Below are 17,974 nucleotides of genomic sequence, written 5' to 3'. Positions count from 1 at the left end.
TGGGAGGCAAGCGTCTAGAGGCCATAATGCGCCCTGGTCGCGAATCACCCGACCAAATACGCCGCCCACTCGCCCATTAGCGCCCGCCGCTTCTCCAGAGCATCACCCCGTCTATAGGCGCGCTCCGTAGCGTCGCCGCTCGCGTGCGCCAGCGCGGCCTCGGCGATCTCGCGTGGAAATGACGTTTCCTCTCCGCACCAGTCCCGAAAGCTCGAACGGAAGCCGTGGACCGTCGCGTCAGCGACGCCATGCCCGCGCAAATATTGCAGCATCGAGACATTCCCAATTCGCTTTCCGAACCTCCCCGGAAACACGAACTCATTCACTCGGGATGCCTTCATAAGATTAAGTACAGCTATGGCTTCTTCGGCGAGTGGCACCCGGTGTTCCTTCCCCATCTTCATTCGATCGCTAGGGATGGTCCAAATAGCCTGCTCGAAATCGATCTCAGACCATTTCGCCGCATTCACTTCGTTAGTGCGAACCGCCGTGAGGATTGTTAGCCGAAGGGCAGCGGACACCGAGCCATCTTCCCCCATTATCGATTTGTAGAATTTAGGCAGCTCTTCGTAGGGCATCGCCTCCAAATGCTTCACCTTATTTATCTTCGATACGCGGGGCAGGGCATTGCTGAGGTTGCCCTTCCAAGCTGCCGGATTTTCGCCTGTCCGGTATCCCCTGACCTTCGCGAAATTCAACACCGTCTCTATCCTACCGCGCACCCGCGAGGCGGTCACTGGCTTCGCGGACCACAGCGGCTCAACGACTCGCCAAACGAGATTGTGGTCCACCTCGCTGACCGGCTTCGATCCGAAAACCGGCGAGGCATACCGGCGTAGCGTGGCGGTCCACTGGTCCGCGTGCTTCGTGCTTTTCCAAGCTGCCTTATTCGCCTTGACGTAGGCTAGCGCGCAGGCGTCGAAAGTCGGCGCTGTCTCTTCGGCGACGATCTCACGCGCTTGCGCTCTTACCTTATCTTTCTCGGCGATTGGATCGCGCCCAGCCTCAAGCTCATCCCGCGCGGCGTCGCGCTTCTTCCGCGCATCGGGCAGCGGTACGCGGTCCAGCGACCCGAGGCCCATCATCCGTTCTTTTCGAGTCAGCGGCGACTTGAAGCGGAAAATCCAAGATTTTGTGATTCTCCCGTCTGGACTTTCGGTCGCTTGCAAATACAAACCGCCGCCATCAGGATAATTGCCGCTCTTCGAGACCGCCGCGACGCGGGCCACGGTCAATCGTTTTTCCACTGCGCCCACTCCGTCCGCTTCTTCGGGGGTAGGCGCTTTTAGGCCTCGGCTACCCCCGTTTAGTAAGATATAGTTCTAATACGTTCGCGGTGGTCCGTAAAGACCGAATCAAACTATGGTATTGAAATATCATGTGTTTTTTTAAGTCCGTAATAGTCCGTAAATACAGCGATCGAGGATAAACGAGGCGCATGTATGACCTTCCTGGCCAATTTTTGACCGGCCCGTCCCGCGCCGCCATTGTGCTGGATTGGTATGATCGGCATCGCCGCGTCTTGCCCTGGCGCGCCGCGCCCGGCGAAACGGTCGATGCTTATGCGGTCTGGCTGTCCGAAATCATGTTGCAACAGACCACCGTTGCCGCGGTCAAACCCTATTTCGCGGCTTTCTTGGCGCGCTGGCCCAATGTCAAAGTTTTAGCGGAGGCTCCTGTCGAGGAGGTAATGCGGCAATGGGCGGGTCTTGGCTACTATTCTCGCGCGCGGAATCTCCATGCCTGCGCGAAGGCGATCGCTAAGGATTTCGCCGGCCGGTTTCCCGACGACGAAGCGAGGCTGCTGAAATTGCCGGGTCTTGGGCCTTATACGGCGGCCGCCATCGCCGCGATCGCATTCGGGCGGCGGGCTGTGGTCGTCGACGGCAATGTCGAGCGCGTCATCGCGCGTCTTTATGCAATCGAGACGCCGCTTCCGGCGGCCAAGCCGCTCGTCCGGAAAAGGGCGGCCGAGCTCACTCCGAGCGAAAGGGGCGGCGATTATGCGCAGGCGATGATGGACATTGGGGCGACCATCTGCGCGCCGAAACAGCCGGCCTGCGTGATTTGTCCGCTGTGCGTTGGATGCGCCGGGCGGGCGTCGGGCGATCCGGCGCGTTTTCCGGTCAAAGCGCAAAAACCAGAGCGGCCGCAGCGGCGGGGGGCCGCGTTTTTTGTGGCGCGGAAGGATGGCGCGGTCCTCGTGCGCACGCGGGCGCCCAAAGGCCTGCTGGGCGGCATGACTGAGATCCCCGGAACGCCGTGGAGCGTCGATTTCGACGAGGGATTCGCGCAGCGGCACGCGCCGCTCGTGGCGCGGTTTCGCAAGCTCGACGCCGGGGTGGAGCATGTATTCACCCATTTTGCTTTGCGTCTTTCGATTTATGTGGCGAAAGTCGAGGACAACAGGCCAGCCCCCGGCGATTGCCGCTGGGCTTTAGCCGAAAATCTCGACAATGAGGCTTTGCCCAGTCTGATGCGCAAAGTCATAGCAACGGCGCGCGCCAGCGCAATTGAGTGAGGTCGGTTGAGTTATGGGCAAGCGCCGCTTAGAGCCGCAAATCACGCTGACGGAAGGGTCGATCCGCGTTCGCTGGGCCGACCGCGTCGTGACGATCCTGCCGGCGGCGAGCCAGCCGAACACGCAGGAGCCGGCCGATTTCGTCGTCGATATGGACTCGATCCTCTATTGGGATGCGCCCAATGAGAGCGTGGAAATAGCCGTCGAGGAATTGCAGGCCATCATGCAGACGATCGAAGCGGAGTTCGACAAGTTGGGGCTGGTGGTGGAGTTCGAGTAGGCGGCGAAAGCTTCGGTCAGGCATGCGAATTGGGCGACGCGCAGCAAGGCCGATTCTATGAAATCGACGTCGCCAGGGCCGGATGAGCCTATTCCCCCGCCTCGCGCAGCCGCGCGCGCGCCATGGTGCGGAGCGCGTCGATCGGTTCGCTCCTGCCATCCCGCGAAAAGTTCCAGAACGTCCAGCCGTTGCAGGCGGGCAGCCCCTGCGCGAGGGCGCCGATCTTGTGGATCGAACCGACGACGGCGCCGATGGCTATGGTTCCGTCAACCCGCACCGTCGCGGCGTGGCGCTTTTTCTCGTCCATAAGAATCTCGCCGGGCTGGATGAGGCCTGCCTCGACGATCGAGGCGAAGGCTATGCGAGGTTCGGATCTCTTGCTGGGCGTCGCCGCGATAGCGGCATGGGGCAGGGGCTCTATTGCTGCGATTCTGGCGTTCGCGGCCGCGGCGTAGACCTCTTCGCGCTCAATGCCGATAAAGTCGCGGCCTAATCTTTTCGCAACTGCGCCGGTGGTTCCTGAGCCAAAGAACGGGTCGAGCACGACATCGCCCGGGTTGGTCGCGGCGAGCAATATGCGGGCGAGCAGGGCTTCGGGCTTTTGCGTCGGATGGGTTTTGCGGCCGGAGCCATCTTTCAGGCGCTCGCCGCCGGTGCAGATGGGAAACAGCCAGTCGGATCGGACCTGGCAGTCCTCGTTGCCGCCTTTGAGCAATTCATAATTGAAGCGATAGTTCTTCGCCTCGGCGTTCTTTGCGGCCCAGATCAGCGTCTCGTGCGCATTGGTAAAGCGCCGGCCGCGAAAATTCGGCATAGGATTGGTCTTGCGCCAGACAATATCGTTCAGGATCCAGTAGCCTTGATCCTGCAGGACCGAGCCCACGCGAAAAATATTATGATAGGAGCCGATGACGAAAATCGTCGCATCCGGCTTCATGATTCGCCGCACGGCGGCGAGCCAGCTTTGCGTGAAATGATCATATTCCGAAAAGCTGGCGAACTTGTCCCAATCATCGTCCACGGCGTCGACGATGCTCTGGTCCGGCCTCGACAAAGTCGATTCGAGTTGCAGATTATAGGGCGGATCGGCGAAGACGAGATCGACCGAGCACGCGGGGAGTTGGGCCAGCAGCTCCATGCAGTCGCCGATGAGGATCTGGTTCAGAGGAAGGTTGCCGCCGACCGGGGCCGGAAAAGGCGCGCGGGAGCGCGGCGCTGAAATCCCAGTACGCACTACCTTGATCTGAGATTTCGCGCCGGCCGTTCCGGCAAATGCTGTACGCATGAATAAAAACCGATACGCCACTGACGCTCATTATTTACCTTCCGCTAGGTAAAGAGCGCGTTTCGACGTTCCGGCGTCGTCTGTGCCGTTTTGTTACGGCCGAGCGTCTTGGATTATTTTGAAAGGGCTGAAACTCAGCCGATGGAACGGGCAAGGCCCATGCTCTTCAATCGCCGCGAGATGGGCGGGCGTGCCGTAGCCGACATGCCGGCTGAAGCCATAGACGGGATGGATGGAGCAAAGACGGCGCATCAAGCGATCGCGCGTGACCTTGGCGATGATCGATGCTGCGGCGATGGACAGAATCGCGCCGTCGCCCTTGACGATCGTCTCGCCGGGGCAGCAAAGATTTTGCGGCAGATCATTGCCGTCGATCAGAACGTAGCGGGGTTGAGCGGCGAGCGCGGCCAGGGCGCGGCGCATGGCGCTGAACGTCGCCTGACGGATGTTGATGATGTCGATTTCCGCGGCGCTTGCGAAGCCGACGGCGACCGCGACAGCACGCCGCATGATCTCCTCATAGAGGTTCTCGCGCTCCTCCCGCGTCAACAGTTTTGAATCATTCAGCCCGCGCGGAAGATCCTTTGGGTCGAGGATGACAGCTGCGGCGGCGACAGGTCCGGCGAGAGGGCCGCGGCCGGCTTCGTCAACGCCGGCTACCGGCCAGACATCGCGTTTCAGAAGTTTTCGCTCGACGCGAAAATCGGGCTTTTGCATGCAAGGAGGTCTCGAGAACAGATCGATTGAGAATCGATCATGCCTTTTATCTTATCGCAACGCATGTACTGATCCGAGAAATTCGCAATTTTTTAGCGAACATGCTCAGTTCGGAATTGCGCCAAGGCGTATTCGGCCGCCTGAAACAGGAGACATTTCGGATGCGTCCCTGTATAAGCTCAAGGTCTACGACAAGTATGGCGAGACTTGACCTTTATCGCATGAGCTTAGAAACCGATTGGTCAAAAATTCGAAAGACTCCACCTGCGGGGAAGTAAGAATGGTGAAAATTCTTCCGGTCATTATGTGCGGCGGTTCCGGAACGCGGGTTTGGCCAGAATCGCGTGAGAGCCTGCCAAAGCAATTCATTTCGCTCGTCGGCGCGCGCTCCACATTCCAGATGGCGACGGAAATCCTCGCCGACAGCGTGTTCGAAACGCCGATCATCATTTCTAATCAGGATTATCGTTTTCTCGTCGCCGATCAGCTGGCGCAGATAAAGCGCGAGGCGCGCATCGTTCTTGAACCCGTGCGGCGCGATTCGGGTCCGGCCGTCGCGGTCGCCGCCGAACTCGCCGCGCTGTCTGGCCCGGACACCATCGTCGCGGTTCTAGCCGCCGATCATGTCGTCCAGAACAGGCAAGGTTTCGTCGATTTGTGCAAGCAGGCGGCGGAGGCTGCGGCTCTTGGCTACATCGTCACGCTTGGAATTAAGCCGAATGCGCCCGCCACCGGCTATGGCTATATCAAAACCGGCAAGCCAGTGTCTCGCGACGGCGCGGTTCTCAAGGTCTCCGCCTTCGTCGAAAAGCCCGACGCAGCGACCGCGGAGCGGTATATTCAGGAGAATTATCTCTGGAACTCGGGAAACTTCTTTTTCCGCGCTGACGTGATGCAGGCCGAGTTGCGTCAATACGAGCCGCTTATCGCGGAGGCGGCCGCTGAGGCCGTCGCCAACGCGAAACAGGATCTGAATTTTCTGGTGCTCGATAAGGCGGCGTTCGGCAAGGCCCCGCAAATATCGATCGACTATGCGGTGATGGAGCGGACCGAGAAGGCGGCGGTCGTGCCCGCCGACATAGGCTGGTCCGACGTCGGCAATTGGTCGGCGGTTTGGGAATTGTCAGATCGCGATGAGAAAGGCAATTCGATTCGCGGTCACGGCGTCATCATGAACGCCTCGAACGTGCATGTGCGTTCGGATGAGCATTTGACCACGGTGGTCGGCGTCGACAATGTCGTTGTGGTGACGACGCAGGACGCCGTCCTGGTGATGAACCAGGCGCATGGCGATCAGGTCAAACAGCTGGTCAATCGGCTCAAAGCCGAAAATAGACCCGAGGCCTTTCAGCACAAGCGTTCCTACAGGCCCTGGGGCTACTATCAGTCGGTCGACGCTGGAGCGCGTTACCAGGTGAAGCGCATCGTGGTTAAACCCGGCGAGCGCTTGTCGCTGCAAAAGCACTTTCATCGCGCCGAACATTGGATTGTCGTCAAGGGCACGGCCGAGGTCACGCGCAACGATGAGGTGCATCTCGTCCACGAGAACGAATCGATCTATTTGCCGATCGGCTGCGTGCACAGGATGGGCAATCCCGGCCGCATCGATCTCGAATTGATCGAAGTGCAGACCGGGTCCTATCTCGGCGAAGACGATATCGTTCGGCTCGAGGATGTTTACAACCGCGGGTGAGCGCACGGCAGAAAGCCGATCCCTTGGCTTGATATCCACCCTCACAAGCTGAAGTTCATGCTCCATTCCGGCTAAGGCCGCGCCGTCGCCGGGCGTTCCGGCGGCGATTATCCACGATAGGCGAGCCCCTTGACGGCTTGGTCCGGGCGAAGCATCGTCGCCTGAAACCAGCGCGGGCGGCGCGCGGATAGAAGCTGAATGAATAAGCGGAGCAGGTTTATGGGGCGTAGGATTTCCGGTTCACTTTCGGCCCTGGCGCTGCTTGTCGTCGGAGGCTTTGCTTCCAGCGCCGTGGCGCGCCCTCTCGTGCCCGCCGAGCGGCGCTATAGCCCCTATGACGCGGTTCTGCCGGCCTGCGACGATCCCGCGCCGCTGGGTGAAATTCGATCACGATTTCATGATCGGGAAAGCGAATTCTGGAAGACCGGCCTGGAGATCGTGGGTTTCGAACGGGTGAAGGAAATTGGCTTCAGGTCGAATGGCCTTGATTATATTAAGCGGCGCTATTGTCAGGCGCGCGTCCAAATGAATGACGATCAGATTCGCGTGGTGTCCTACTCGATCGACCAGGATCTCGGCGTCTTCGGCTATGGTTTCGGCATCGAATGGTGCGTTGACGGTCTTGATCGAAGCAACTCCGATGCGCCGAATTGCAAAATGGCGCGGCCCTGAGCGAAACATCGCGCTGATGGTTCGGGCTCTCCGCAGGATCAGCCGTTCCGGCAAAATAGGCGCCGCCAGTCTCGCGCTCGCCACGGCGATCTATTGCTGCGCGGCCCCGTTTGGCGCCGCCCGCGCCGCGCCCGCCGATAGCGGCTGCATTTTGGACAATTGCGCGGATAAACGGCCGCTTCCCGGCGATTCAAGCGCTGGGCCCCCTGCTTTGCCGCACGGCGCAACGCCGATGGGCGCACCGGGCTCCAGCGCGCCGGGCGACTTTGATTTTTATGTTCTTTCGCTCTCATGGTCGGCCAGTTTTTGCAAAACTCCGGCTGCGGCGCGGGCGCGTGGTCAATGCGAGCCCGGCGCCAATCTGGGCTTTGTCGTCCACGGGCTCTGGCTGCAATATGAACACGGCTTCCCATCGGACTGCGCAGGCGCGCCATCGCCATCGCGCATCGCCTTGCAGGCGGCGGCCGGCCTCTACCCAGATGAAGGGCTGGCGCGATATGAATGGCGCAAACACGGCGTCTGCTCCGGCAAAAGTCCAACGGATTATTTCAACGATGTGCGCCAGGCGCGCGAAGCAATCGTGATTCCGCAGCCTTTCCAAGACGCAAAGACTGATCAGACCTGGACGCCAATGGACATTCAACGCGCATTCATCGCCGCCAATCGGCGTCTGCGCCCCGGAATGCTGGGCGTCGGCTGCTCGCGCGGCGTTTTGCAAGAAGTCAGGATCTGCTTTTCCAAGGATTTGCGCGATTTTCACGACTGCCCGGAGGTGAGCCGCCGCGGCTGCCCAATCGGCCAGATTTCTGTGCCCCCGGCGCTTTGAGGCCGCAAGCTCGATTCTTTCCGCGCGGCGCGTAAGAAGAACCATGAATTACCGTCACGATTTTCACGCTGGCAATTTTGCCGATGTGTTCAAACATATTTTTCTGACGCGAATCCTGCTTCATCTGGCTTTGAAGGCGGCGGCTTTTCGCTATATCGAGACCCATGCCGGCTGCGGGCTTTACGATCTTTCCGGTCCCGAGGCGGAGAAGACCGCCGAGTGGCGCGGCGGCGTCGGCCGGCTCGCGGGGGCGCAATTGCCGCTCGACGCGCAACGCCTGATCCAGCCCTATCTCGACATCATCGCGCCGCTGCTCCGCGAGGATAAGCCAAGCTATCCCGGCTCCCCAGCGATCGCCAAAGCCTTGTTGCGGGCAGAGGACAAGATGCAGCTCTGTGAGCTTCACCCCGAAGCCTTCGTGCGTCTCAAAGCCAATCTCGGGCGCGATGCGCGCATAAAATTGATGCCGATTGACGGCTATACCGGCCTCAAGGCGTTTATCCCGCCGATCGAGCGCCGTGGGCTCGTGTTGATCGATCCGCCCTTCGAGGACGCCAATGAATTTGAGCGGCTGGCTGATGCCATGGCTGCCGCGTGGCGCAAGTGGGCGACTGGCGTTTATATGCTCTGGTATCCCGTCAAGGATCGCGCCAAAGCAGCGGCGATGGCTCAGGCGCTCGCGCGCCGCGAAGGCCGGTTATTGCGGATCGAGTTCCAGATCGACGCCGTCTGGCCGCAGGGGGCACTGACAAGGTCTGGCTTGATCATTCTCAATCCGCCATTTTCTTTGGAGGCGGAAGCAAGGCTCATTCTACCCTGCCTCAGCCATTGCCTCGGCGATGGTCAGCCCGATCATTTGATTGAATGGCTGGCCGGGCCATAAGCCCGATAGCGTCTTGCCAAGGCTGAAAGCCGCCCCAGTTTCTTGGATCGGGCTCCTCAATTGCTGCTGGGCAATGAGCGGGCTAAATAAAACTAGGGGAGGAAATAGTCGATGCTGAGATCGATATTGGCTCTTGCCGTCGCAGCTGCAGCGCTGATCGCGGCGCCCAAAGAGGCGCCGGCCGCCGAAACTTGTTTCCGCGCCTGCCTTAAGGCGAAGATGACGGCGCCCGACATCGATGACCAGGCGATCCGCGATCTCATGCGAGGTTGCCGCGACGCCTGCCAGAATGACGCCGAGGCGCGGCTCAAAGCCGAGGGTCTCGGCGACAAGCTTGCCGCTTGCGTGCCGGAGCCGGTGGATGACGCCGACGTGAAAAAAGTCCGCTCGGCCAGCCCCTCGGTCGTCGCTTTCGCCAATGCCTTCACCTGGGATGTGAATAATGTGCTGCCCGGCAAAATCATCCGCAGGGTTGAAATTCTGACCCAGAGTCTCTCGCTCGCGGAAGTGACTCTCTCCGCCGGAGGCATCGTCGGGCCTGGGGAAAGCGGAACCTTCTTGATAAGCAACGTCACGGACGGCTATCCGAGCATGCGGGTGACGTCGAGGATCAAGGCCATTTATGCCTGCTCGCTGGATTGAAGTCGCGCCGGTTGCAGGCCGCCCGCTTCCATAGCTCTCGTCGGCAGGGGGCTCGCCCCGCGCTCCGCTTTGGCTTAAAGCTGGACCGCCGCGCCCGGAAAGCGCTGGCTTCGCCACGCATTCCGGTCAGCGGAGTTGTTCAAGAATGATGGTTTTACGTTCCTCCCCGGCCTCGCCCTTTGGAAGAAAAGTTATAATCGCCGCGGCCTTTGCCGGGCTGACCGACAAAATCGAAGTCATCGCGACGAATACGAGCGATTCGGCGGACGCAATTTTCAAGTACAATCCGCTCGGCAAAATTCCAGCGCTCACCCTGCCGAATGGCGCGACTTATTTCGATAGCGCGGTGATCGTCGATTATCTCGATTATCTCGCTGGCGGCGGGGTGCTTGTTCCCGCCGCGCCCGCAGACAGGTTTAAAACCCTGACGCTCGCCGCGCTGGCTGATGGAATTGCCGACGCCAGCCTTCTTCAGGTCTATGAACGCCGCCTTCGCGAGGTCGAAAAGCAGGATCCGAAATGGCCGGCGTGGCAGGAGGGGAAAGTGATCCGCGGGCTGGCGGCGCTGGAAAATGCCCCGCCGGCCGGAGCGCGCACGATTGCGCATATCGCAGTCGCATGCGCTCTTGGCTATCTCGATTTGCGCTTCGCCGGGTCATGGCGCAAAGATCATCCAAATCTCGTCAAATGGCTGGAGGATTTTTCCGTGGAAATCCCGACATACGCCGCAACGAACGCGCAATGAATCGATGGGCGAATTTTTGCGGCGCAAAACTGAACGGGCGAGCCCAAGCCCCAGCGGACTTTCACCCGTCTTTGCCTGCTAAATGACGCGTGGCCGATCACACATTCAAAAAGCTCAGATCAAAACATAGTTAAGACCTAGTAGCAGCGCGACCCAGACGCGGGCGCGCTTGAGGAGGTCTTCGCCATGACCCGGCACATCTTGGTCTGCGCCTTGCGGCTTTTTTCCGGGGCCGCCATCGCCGTGTTTTTCATTCTGTCCATCGCCCTGGCTTGCAGCTATTTGGCCGGCGGCTGGGTTCCCGCGACAATCCTTGGCACATTTCTTTGCGCGAGTTGCCAGGCTCTTTTTCCGCAGGCTTTTTTTCCGGTCGCCGGATTGCTGCTTTGCGCCCTCTTGGGCTTGCGGCTTGCCGCCTCGCCGATTCGCGTCGAATGAGATCTTGATTTCTGCAAGAAATCTTTCGATCCTGACTCAGGCTCCCTAATGCTCTTGGCCCAAGAAAGCGAAATCATGAAAATTGCGGGCGTGACTCTGCTGCTGCTTCTCGCAACGCCAGTTGCCGCGGCTGAACTCAATGACTATCCGACCGAAGCGCGAGCCGATTATGTTTTCGTTTGCATGAAAACCAATGGCGAAACGCGCGAGATTTTGAAGCGCTGTTCGTGTTCGATCGACGTCATCGCCTCTTTGCTGCCCTATGACCGCTATGTGGACGCGGAAACCGTCGGGAGCCTGACCCAGGCGCAAGGCGCGATCGGCTCCATGTTTCGCGCGAGCGACCAATTGAAAGCGATGTCCGCCGATCTGCGCCGGGCGGAGGCGGAGGCGGAGATCCGTTGCTTTTAGAACATAATCTTATTCAGCTACAGACAAGTAATAAATGAGAAAAAACATCATCTGTTGACTGCTTCAATTCTTGCTGAACGTTGAAACAAATTTGATTCCGATTTTGTCGGATGAGCCAAAGCGGGCTGCTGTTTGGCTGGCTGAAAATGATGCCTCTTTTCCCTTTGCGCCATGGTGAATTCGCGTCGCCAAAGCCGCGATTTCGCTCTGACGATTGCTGGCGCGAGAGAATTTCCTGATGTGCAAAGACTATTGTGTCGCGGGCCGGCCCGCTATATACATTTGCGGTACTTTTTCCGGCTTCATGAGCCAGCGGTGGGGCCGTTGACTCTTTTCGAAGGTCGGTGCGGGAGCAGTGTGCATAAGCATTCTCTCGCCGAGGTGGTGACACGCTGCCGGAAAGATACGTAGTGAAACTCACTGCCGAGGCACAATAAGCTTCGCAGTGACACTGAACAGTGCCCGGAGGAAATGAATGCGCAAGATTTTACTTATGTCCTGTGTCGCCGCCACTGCGCTTTTGGCCAATGGCGCGGCCTTCGCTAATGACGACCTGCTGACTCTGCAGAAAGACTCCAAGCAGTGGGTCATACCGACTGGCGATTACGCCAATCGACGCTTCTCCGAACTCAACCAAATCAACAGCAAAAACGTCAAGGATCTCGTCCCGGTATGGACCTTCTCGACCGGCGTTCTGCGCGGCCATGAAGGCAATCCGCTCGTCGTCGGCGACGTGATGTACTTCGCGACGCCATTTCCAAACATGGTTTATGCGCTCGATCTGAACAACGACGGCAGAATCCTTTGGAAATATGAGCCCAAACAGGATCCGAACGTCATTCCGGTGATGTGCTGCGATACCGTCAACCGCGGCGTCGCCTATGGCGACGGCAAGATCTTCCTGCATCAGGCTGACACAACGTTGGTCGCGCTCGACGTGAAGACCGGCGCAGTCGTTTGGTCTGTGAAGGATGGCGATCCTTCGAAGGGCGCGACGGGAACTTCGGCGCCGCAGGTCGTTAAGGACAAGGTGCTGATTGGCGTGTCCGGCGGCGAGTTCGGCGTGCGCGGCTATGTGGCCGCCTACAACATTAAGGATGGCAAGCTCGCTTGGCGCGGCTATTCGATGGGCCCGGATGCCGATACGATCATCAATCCAGAAAAGACCATGAGCCTTGGCAAGCCGGTCGGCAAGGATTCCGGCACCAACACTTGGGAAGGCGATCAATGGAAGATCGGCGGCGGCACGACTTGGGGTTGGATTTCCTATGATCCCGAGCTGAACCTCGTCTATTATGGTTCCGGCAATCCTTCGACGTGGAACCCGGTGCAGCGTCCCGGCGACAATCGCTGGTCGATGTCGATTTGGGCCCGCAACCCGGATAGTGGCGAAGTCAAATGGATCTACCAGATGACGCCCCATGATCAGTGGGATTATGACGGCATCAACGAAATGGTCCTGCAAAATCAGGGCACTCGCAAAGTCCTGGTGCATTTCGATCGTAATGGCTTCGGCTATACGCTCGATCGCGTAACCGGCGAGCCGCTGGTTGCTGAAAAATATGATCCGGCTGTCAACTGGGCGACGAAGGTCGATCTCGACAAGAGCTCGAAGACCTATGGCCGGCCAGAGGTTGTCGCTGAATTTGCGCCTGGGTCCGCTGGCGAGGACGTGAACTATAAAGGGATCTGCCCTGCCGCTCTCGGCTCCAAGGACGAGCAGCCGTCGGCCTATTCGCCGATCACCGAGCTGAACTATGTCCCGACCAATCACGTCTGCATGGACTATGAGCCGTTCAGAGTGAGCTATACTGCGGGCCAGCCCTATGTTGGGGCGACCTTGTCCATGTATCCGCCGAAAGGCCAGAGCAACATGGGCAATTTCATCGCTTGGGACGCCAAGACGGGTAAGATCGCTTGGGCGATCAAAGAGCCCTTCTCGGTATGGTCAGGCGCTCTCGCGACCAGCGGAAACCTCGTGTTCTACGGGACCCTCGAAGGCAACCTGAAAGCCGTAGACGCCAAGACAGGCGAAGAACTGTGGAAGTTCAAAACCCCGTCGGGCATCATCGGAAACGTGATGACCTATGAGCACAGCGGCAAGCAATATGTCGCAGTTCTGTCGGGCGTTGGCGGTTGGGCGGGCATCGGCCTTGCGGCTGGCCTGACGAAGTCGACCGACGGTCTCGGCGCGGTCGGCGGTTATGCCGCTCTGTCAAACTATACCGCGCTCGGCGGAACGCTTACCGTGTTCGGCCTTCACGGCAAATAAACTGCCTGATCTTTGGCATGAAGTGGGTCTCGGCGCATCTGCGCCGAGATCGTTTTTAGTCATCTTTCGGATAAGGATATACTGTGCAAATACGTTCTGCGGTGTGGGCCATGTCCCTCACTATTCTTATTTCGTTCTCAACGTCGGTCATGGCCGATCCGCCCGGAGATCCCAAATCAGTGAAGCAGGATGACCTTGGCAAGAATTTCGACGCTAAGGGCGATCCGACATATGACATCAAACCCGATGGCACTGTGGATTGGTTCACCTATTCGGGCTTTCGCCGGTATCATTCCGAATGTCACGTCTGCCACGGCCCCGATGGGGAAGGCTCTTCTTACGCGCCGGCTCTGAAAAATTCCGTCAAAACCCTCAGCTACGCCGAGTTCGTCGGTACGGTTGTGAGTGGCCGACAGAACGTCACGACCAGCAGCGAGAACGTCATGCCTGCGTTCGCCGACAATAAGAACGTGATGTGCTATCTCGACGATATTTACATTTATCTTCGGGCCAGATCCAACGACGCAGTCCCCCGTGGGCGCCCCGCCGAGCATGGCCCAAAGCTCCCCACGGCGACCGAAGCGGAACGCGCCTGCATCGACGGATAATAACGATGCGCCCCTCAGCTATCGTCTCGTGTCTCATTTTTCTGCTCGCGCCTCCGTCATTGGTCAGCAAGGCCTTTGCGCAGGCTGACGACGAGGCGATAGAACTGGTCGATCCGAAGGTCTTGCGAGTCTGCGCCGACCCGCGCGATCTGCCGTTTTCTGATCAGGAGGGCAGAGGCCTCGAGAATAAAATTGCCGAGCTGCTCTCTCAAAAGCTCGGCAAAAGCGTAGCCTATACCTATTACCCGAATTCCTCTGGATTTGTGCGCAACACATTGGGCGCGCATCGTTGCGACGTCATCATCGGCATGCCGCAGGGCGATGATATCGTTCAGGTTACAAATCCCTATTACCGCACCTCCTATGCGCTGGTCTCGAAGCAAGGCGCCGGCCTCGAAACTGTGGAGACGCTGGAAGATCCGCGACTCAAGGGCAAGCATATTGGCGTCATCGCCGGAACGCCGCCGGTGACGAATCTCGCGGTCAATGGATTGCTGCCGAACATCAAGTCTTATCCTCTGGTGGTCGACACGCGTTACGATGCGCCGACCGTGGACATGATGAACGATCTTGAGCAAGGCAACATCGATGTCGCCATTCTCTGGGGACCGATCGCCGGTTATTTTGCGAAGCAGGCCAAGTCGCCTGTGGTGGTAGCGCCCCTCATTAAAGAAACCACCGGACCGCGAATGATTTTCCGCATGGGAATGGGCGTTCGCCATTCCGATCAGGAATGGAAGCGTCTTTTGAACAAAGCCATCGCCGAAAATCAGGGCGAAATCGACAATATATTGAAGGATTACGGCGTTCCTCTCCTCGACGAGAACGACAAGCCGAAGAAGAATTGACGAGACTAGAGCGCGATCGCTTCAACTCGAGCGGCTGAAGCCTTTATTGTCTTTTTGCGCAACGCCAATCAAGAAACACAGCTAACTTTGCGATGATTTCGCGCGCTCAATCGAGATTGTTTTGGATGATTCTGGCGAGAGCGAACAGCCTTTGTTCGATCAAAGTCGGCGTTTCGCATACATAGGCCAGCGACTGCCGCCCCTCGTCGAAAATGCGAAGGTCAAATTCCAGGGTTGCGCTGAGAGGATTTGCTTGCTGCGCCTCGGCGCTGGGGCCGGCCGCCTCCGGGCTATTCTGGATCTGAGCGTTCTCCGTCCGGATTTTCTCGGCGAGTTTCTTCCGCTTTTGGCCGAACCGGATAAGCCCGTCAATGACGTCCGTGCGCTCGGCATTGAGCGTATCAAAAAGTCCTCCAAATAGAGCGACTAGCCGAGACTGTTTGTCGGGTCCAGCGGATTTGGCGAAGTCCGCGATGGCCCCTTCGGCCGTTTCGATCGGCGTCCGCCGCGCCGCGAGCCGCGTGACGAGCTCAGCGAGGGCGGTGTCTTTGCGCCAATTCACGTCATCGATCGAGGGACCCGACCATATGGCCGGCAGGGAAATCTCCCGCACGAGAATCTGCTTGCAGGGCCAGTCTTTGTCGGGTTTACGGGCTTCGGCGTCTTGCGCGAAGACTGAACCTGTCTGGAGCGTTGCGGTAAGCGTGAGGACCGCGCAGGCAATCATCGCGCTCCGCAGCGGGGCCGACGAATTAGCCTCTGATCGCCGCCCCATAGAAACCACTACGGCTTTTGAACTATAAAAAAGTTGCTTGGCGCGCTTTGAGAATTGCATTCTTTGCTCTGCCTTTTGCCTAGTTAGAGCATGTTTCAGCGCCAACGGGAATATGCTCGCGACGCCGCCGTTGGAACGCAGGAAGAGGCCGAGCGTTTGCGCTTGGAAATATTTGAGGGCCCTCTATCAAGACAATTTGAAGAGGAGGGCCGTACGCCAAGGTGCGGCAAATGCGTCTTGCGCCCGCCTAAAGGTTTACGTTCGTTAACGAGGTAATTAAGGTGAACGTTCTTAATGGCATGAGTTGTGCTTGCGAACGCGAAGCGGTCACTCCGATCGCAAAGGGCCTTGGTAAGCCGCCCTCATTAGCTGGAGAAAGGTGACCTCGCGATGGGAATGATCGATTTAATCCTCACTGTTTGCGCTCTTAGCCAACCCGCCTCGTGCGAAGATAAATATCTTACTTTCGTCGATCAGGGCGAGAGCCTGATGCAATGCATGATGCAGGCGCCGCCAACGATTGCGCAGTGGGCCGATCAGCATCCCAATATCATCGTGGCGAAATGGCGTTGCAGCTATCCCGAAAAAGAAAGCAGAGATCTTTGAGCCAAACCGCTGATCTGGAGCCGGCGTCGGCGAAACGCGATCGCTTTCTCGCCCTCGCAGGCTCCTTGATCATGGGCATTGTCAATGTAACGCCGGATTCTTTTTCCGACGGGGGTAAGTTCGAGACATCCGCGGCTGCGGTGGCCCAAGCGCGCAAGCTCGTCGCGGCGGGCGCCGACATCATTGATGTTGGAGCCGAATCGACGCGGCCGGGACATGAACCCGTGCCGGAAGGGTTGGAGCGGGCGCGGCTTGAACCTGTGCTTCGCGACCTCGTCGATGCGATCGATCAGCCAGTCTCGATCGACACATCGAAAGCTTCCGTAGCGCGGTGGGCGGCGGAGCAGGGCGTCGCCTTCATCAACGATGTCTGGGGCTTGCAAAAAGATCCGGCGATGGCCGACGTCGTGGCCGAGGCCGGGGCTGGCGTCGTCATCATGCATAATCGCACCGAGATCGATCCCGACCGCGACATCGTCGCGGACATGCGTCGTTTCTTCGACCATTCGCTGCAGCTTGCGGCCAAAGCCGGAATTCCCAACCGCCATATTATTCTTGATCCGGGCATCGGCTTCGCCAAAACTAGAAGCCAAAATTTAAAAGCGCTGCATGGCTTGCGCGCTTTGCAAGATTATGGCCTACCGGTGCTGGTCGGATTGTCGCGTAAATCCCTGCTCGGCTCGATTGCCGGGGAGGCTCCGCTTGGAGATCTGAAAATCGAACCTCGTCTCATCGCCACCCTCGCCGCCAATCTCGTCGCGGCGGCCAACGGCGCTTCGATTTTCCGAGTTCACGACGCGGCCGAACACCTAGCCGCGTTCAAGGTTCTCGATGCCATCAACAGGGCCTGATCGTCAAAACGTCCAAATCGGCCTTGGACTTGGTAGTAATATCGGCGACAAGCCCGGCAATATTTTGCGCGCGCTGGCGCTGCTCGATGCGCGCGGCGCGGTCGTCGTAAGCGCGGTCTCCTCGATCTATCGAACAGCGCCCTGGGGCTACCTCGACCAGGAGGATTTCGCCAACGCCTGCGCGCTGGCGACGACGAATTGCGATCCGGCGCAGCTGCTTGCGGAAGTCAAAGCCGTGGAGGCCGAGATGGGGCGCAAGGACGGCGTTCGCTGGGGGCCCCGCCTCATCGACATTGATATTTTGTTTTTTGGCGACAAGATCTGGACGACGAGCGACCTCGTCTTGCCGCACAAGGATCTGTTCAACCGCGCTTTCGTTCTCGTGCCGCTCGCCGAGATCGCGCCTCATTTGCGCCTCGGCGGCCGCGAGATCGGCGAGGCGGCGGCCGGCGTCAGCGGCGGCGTCGAGAAATGGCCAAGCGCGCAAGGCTAGCCCCGCCGCCCATTGCTCGGCCGCGGACGCTTCAATTTGGCGCCTCAGGCCTGGTTGCGGCCACTCTCGGTAAAAAAATCCGCGGCGGGTTCCGGCTCCGCGCCCTCATTGACATTGCTTCAAAAAGATCTCGCGAAAGTGAAGCCCAACGCGGAGGGCGTTTTCTGCTAAAGCGCCATCCTGGGCAGTTGCCAATCTTTCGGAAAATTCATGCGTCGAAACAAGAACATGCTTCGGGCTTGGCGCTCGCGCGCAGTCCTTCGAGGCAATCCACGAGCCGCGATGAGCGGCGGTCTCTGAGTCCTTCTGAAAAGCGCTGATTGATTTTCCCACTAAATCAGAAGCTGAAGCCGTGGTAATGCCTCGCTCCGAACGCAGACTGCGGAAGATCGAATGAGGAAAACGGCG

The 17,974-nt window shown here is 58.8% G+C and carries 21 protein-coding genes; 16 read left to right on the top strand and 5 right to left on the bottom strand.

Features of this window, described 5'->3' with window-relative positions; genetic code table 11:
• Window positions 1–44 precede the first annotated feature (44 nt).
• Window positions 45–1,247, bottom strand: a complete 1,203-nt coding sequence (locus WDN46_24070; protein ID MEJ0096368.1) for an integrase arm-type DNA-binding domain-containing protein — start codon at window positions 1,245–1,247, stop codon at window positions 45–47.
• Between the two features lie 191 nt (window positions 1,248–1,438).
• Here WDN46_24070 and mutY point away from each other — a divergent pair, with 191 nt between their 5' ends.
• Together mutY and WDN46_24060 are read left to right on the top strand one after the other, a co-directional pair.
• Entirely contained in the window at window positions 1,439–2,521 is a 1,083-nt protein-coding gene (gene mutY / locus WDN46_24065) for an A/G-specific adenine glycosylase (protein MEJ0096367.1), read from the top strand.
• Between the two features lie 13 nt (window positions 2,522–2,534).
• Window positions 2,535–2,801 (top strand): Imm74 family immunity protein, encoded by a 267-nt coding sequence (locus WDN46_24060; protein ID MEJ0096366.1) that lies wholly within the window; start codon window positions 2,535–2,537, stop codon window positions 2,799–2,801.
• 88 nt (window positions 2,802–2,889) lie between these two features.
• Here WDN46_24060 and WDN46_24055 read toward each other — a convergent pair whose 3' ends face one another.
• Window positions 2,890–4,086, bottom strand: coding sequence for a site-specific DNA-methyltransferase (locus WDN46_24055; GenBank protein MEJ0096365.1), 1,197 nt, complete (start codon window positions 4,084–4,086; stop codon window positions 2,890–2,892).
• Between the two features lie 93 nt (window positions 4,087–4,179).
• The gene (locus tag WDN46_24050; GenBank protein ID MEJ0096364.1) at window positions 4,180–4,803 is read right to left on the bottom strand and encodes a ribonuclease HII; all 624 of its coding nucleotides are present in this window, start codon (window positions 4,801–4,803) and stop codon (window positions 4,180–4,182) included.
• Between the two features lie 280 nt (window positions 4,804–5,083).
• Between WDN46_24050 and WDN46_24045 the strand changes: the two genes are divergently transcribed.
• From WDN46_24045 to WDN46_24010, 8 genes are all read left to right on the top strand, one after another.
• Complete coding sequence (locus tag WDN46_24045) at window positions 5,084–6,496, top strand: mannose-1-phosphate guanylyltransferase/mannose-6-phosphate isomerase (protein ID MEJ0096363.1); 1,413 nt, start codon at window positions 5,084–5,086, stop codon at window positions 6,494–6,496.
• Between the two features lie 219 nt (window positions 6,497–6,715).
• On the top strand, window positions 6,716–7,168 hold the full coding sequence (locus WDN46_24040; GenBank protein MEJ0096362.1) for a hypothetical protein: 453 nt from the start codon (window positions 6,716–6,718) through the stop codon (window positions 7,166–7,168).
• A gap of 16 nt (window positions 7,169–7,184) precedes the next feature.
• Window positions 7,185–7,994, top strand: coding sequence for a ribonuclease T2 (locus WDN46_24035; GenBank protein MEJ0096361.1), 810 nt, complete (start codon window positions 7,185–7,187; stop codon window positions 7,992–7,994).
• A gap of 43 nt (window positions 7,995–8,037) precedes the next feature.
• Window positions 8,038–8,877: a 23S rRNA (adenine(2030)-N(6))-methyltransferase RlmJ gene (gene rlmJ, locus WDN46_24030; protein ID MEJ0096360.1), complete on the top strand. Its 840-nt coding sequence runs from the start codon at window positions 8,038–8,040 to the stop codon at window positions 8,875–8,877.
• A gap of 111 nt (window positions 8,878–8,988) precedes the next feature.
• A complete protein-coding gene (locus tag WDN46_24025; protein ID MEJ0096359.1) occupies window positions 8,989–9,519 on the top strand; it encodes a hypothetical protein in 531 nt (176 codons plus the stop codon).
• Between the two features lie 145 nt (window positions 9,520–9,664).
• Entirely contained in the window at window positions 9,665–10,264 is a 600-nt protein-coding gene (locus tag WDN46_24020; protein MEJ0096358.1) for a glutathione S-transferase family protein, read from the top strand.
• A 186-nt stretch (window positions 10,265–10,450) separates the two neighbouring features.
• Window positions 10,451–10,702, top strand: coding sequence for a hypothetical protein (locus WDN46_24015; GenBank protein ID MEJ0096357.1), 252 nt, complete (start codon window positions 10,451–10,453; stop codon window positions 10,700–10,702).
• Between the two features lie 75 nt (window positions 10,703–10,777).
• Window positions 10,778–11,113: a hypothetical protein gene (locus WDN46_24010; GenBank protein MEJ0096356.1), complete on the top strand. Its 336-nt coding sequence runs from the start codon at window positions 10,778–10,780 to the stop codon at window positions 11,111–11,113.
• Between the two features lie 13 nt (window positions 11,114–11,126).
• Here the strand turns inward: WDN46_24010 and WDN46_24005 are convergent, their stop codons facing one another.
• Window positions 11,127–11,534: a hypothetical protein gene (locus WDN46_24005; GenBank protein ID MEJ0096355.1), complete on the bottom strand. Its 408-nt coding sequence runs from the start codon at window positions 11,532–11,534 to the stop codon at window positions 11,127–11,129.
• 54 nt (window positions 11,535–11,588) lie between these two features.
• Between WDN46_24005 and xoxF5 the strand changes: the two genes are divergently transcribed.
• The 3 genes from xoxF5 (at window position 11,589) to WDN46_23990 (ending at window position 14,841) form a co-directional block, all read left to right on the top strand.
• A complete protein-coding gene (gene xoxF5 / locus WDN46_24000; protein MEJ0096354.1) occupies window positions 11,589–13,385 on the top strand; it encodes a lanthanide-dependent methanol dehydrogenase XoxF5 in 1,797 nt (598 codons plus the stop codon).
• A 149-nt stretch (window positions 13,386–13,534) separates the two neighbouring features.
• Window positions 13,535–13,993 carry a c-type cytochrome, methanol metabolism-related gene (locus WDN46_23995; protein ID MEJ0096353.1) on the top strand — a complete coding sequence of 153 codons (459 nt, stop codon included), beginning with the start codon at window positions 13,535–13,537 and terminating at the stop codon, window positions 13,991–13,993.
• A gap of 5 nt (window positions 13,994–13,998) precedes the next feature.
• Entirely contained in the window at window positions 13,999–14,841 is an 843-nt protein-coding gene (locus WDN46_23990) for a substrate-binding domain-containing protein (protein MEJ0096352.1), read from the top strand.
• A 106-nt stretch (window positions 14,842–14,947) separates the two neighbouring features.
• Here WDN46_23990 and WDN46_23985 read toward each other — a convergent pair whose 3' ends face one another.
• Window positions 14,948–15,568, bottom strand: coding sequence for a hypothetical protein (locus tag WDN46_23985; GenBank protein MEJ0096351.1), 621 nt, complete (start codon window positions 15,566–15,568; stop codon window positions 14,948–14,950).
• Window positions 15,569–16,012: 444 nt separating this feature from the next.
• Between WDN46_23985 and WDN46_23980 the strand changes: the two genes are divergently transcribed.
• The 3 genes from WDN46_23980 to folK all read left to right on the top strand — a co-directional run bounded on the left by WDN46_23980 (window position 16,013) and on the right by folK (window position 17,566).
• Entirely contained in the window at window positions 16,013–16,222 is a 210-nt protein-coding gene (locus WDN46_23980; GenBank protein MEJ0096350.1) for a hypothetical protein, read from the top strand.
• A 71-nt stretch (window positions 16,223–16,293) separates the two neighbouring features.
• On the top strand, window positions 16,294–17,073 hold the full coding sequence (folP, locus tag WDN46_23975; GenBank protein ID MEJ0096349.1) for a dihydropteroate synthase: 780 nt from the start codon (window positions 16,294–16,296) through the stop codon (window positions 17,071–17,073).
• Entirely contained in the window at window positions 17,054–17,566 is a 513-nt protein-coding gene (folK, locus tag WDN46_23970; GenBank protein MEJ0096348.1) for a 2-amino-4-hydroxy-6-hydroxymethyldihydropteridine diphosphokinase, read from the top strand. Before folP ends, folK begins: the two co-directional genes overlap by 20 nt.
• The last annotated feature ends 408 nt before the right edge of the window (window positions 17,567–17,974 follow it).

Origin of the sequence: Methylocella sp. (assembly GCA_037200525.1) — a bacterium.
Taxonomy (GTDB): domain Bacteria; phylum Pseudomonadota; class Alphaproteobacteria; order Rhizobiales; family Beijerinckiaceae; genus Methylocapsa.
Note: the sequence above shows the minus strand (reverse complement) of the source record. Positions and strands in the feature narration are given on the sequence as shown.

Coding starts and splice junctions, on each gene's coding strand:
- mutY (MEJ0096367.1), top strand. CDS start 1,439: ATGTATGACCTTCCTGGCCAATTTTTGACCGGCCCGTCCCGCGCCGCC.
- WDN46_24060 (MEJ0096366.1), top strand. CDS start 2,535: ATGGGCAAGCGCCGCTTAGAGCCGCAAATCACGCTGACGGAAGGGTCG.
- WDN46_24055 (MEJ0096365.1), bottom strand. CDS start 4,086: ATGCGTACAGCATTTGCCGGAACGGCCGGCGCGAAATCTCAGATCAAG.
- WDN46_24050 (MEJ0096364.1), bottom strand. CDS start 4,803: ATGCAAAAGCCCGATTTTCGCGTCGAGCGAAAACTTCTGAAACGCGAT.
- WDN46_24045 (MEJ0096363.1), top strand. CDS start 5,084: ATGGTGAAAATTCTTCCGGTCATTATGTGCGGCGGTTCCGGAACGCGG.
- WDN46_24040 (MEJ0096362.1), top strand. CDS start 6,716: ATGGGGCGTAGGATTTCCGGTTCACTTTCGGCCCTGGCGCTGCTTGTC.
- WDN46_24035 (MEJ0096361.1), top strand. CDS start 7,185: ATGGTTCGGGCTCTCCGCAGGATCAGCCGTTCCGGCAAAATAGGCGCC.
- rlmJ (MEJ0096360.1), top strand. CDS start 8,038: ATGAATTACCGTCACGATTTTCACGCTGGCAATTTTGCCGATGTGTTC.
- WDN46_24025 (MEJ0096359.1), top strand. CDS start 8,989: ATGCTGAGATCGATATTGGCTCTTGCCGTCGCAGCTGCAGCGCTGATC.
- WDN46_24020 (MEJ0096358.1), top strand. CDS start 9,665: ATGATGGTTTTACGTTCCTCCCCGGCCTCGCCCTTTGGAAGAAAAGTT.
- WDN46_24015 (MEJ0096357.1), top strand. CDS start 10,451: ATGACCCGGCACATCTTGGTCTGCGCCTTGCGGCTTTTTTCCGGGGCC.
- WDN46_24010 (MEJ0096356.1), top strand. CDS start 10,778: ATGAAAATTGCGGGCGTGACTCTGCTGCTGCTTCTCGCAACGCCAGTT.
- xoxF5 (MEJ0096354.1), top strand. CDS start 11,589: ATGCGCAAGATTTTACTTATGTCCTGTGTCGCCGCCACTGCGCTTTTG.
- WDN46_23995 (MEJ0096353.1), top strand. CDS start 13,535: ATGGCCGATCCGCCCGGAGATCCCAAATCAGTGAAGCAGGATGACCTT.
- WDN46_23990 (MEJ0096352.1), top strand. CDS start 13,999: ATGCGCCCCTCAGCTATCGTCTCGTGTCTCATTTTTCTGCTCGCGCCT.
- WDN46_23985 (MEJ0096351.1), bottom strand. CDS start 15,568: ATGATTGCCTGCGCGGTCCTCACGCTTACCGCAACGCTCCAGACAGGT.
- WDN46_23980 (MEJ0096350.1), top strand. CDS start 16,013: ATGATCGATTTAATCCTCACTGTTTGCGCTCTTAGCCAACCCGCCTCG.
- folP (MEJ0096349.1), top strand. CDS start 16,294: ATGGGCATTGTCAATGTAACGCCGGATTCTTTTTCCGACGGGGGTAAG.
- folK (MEJ0096348.1), top strand. CDS start 17,054: ATGCCATCAACAGGGCCTGATCGTCAAAACGTCCAAATCGGCCTTGGA.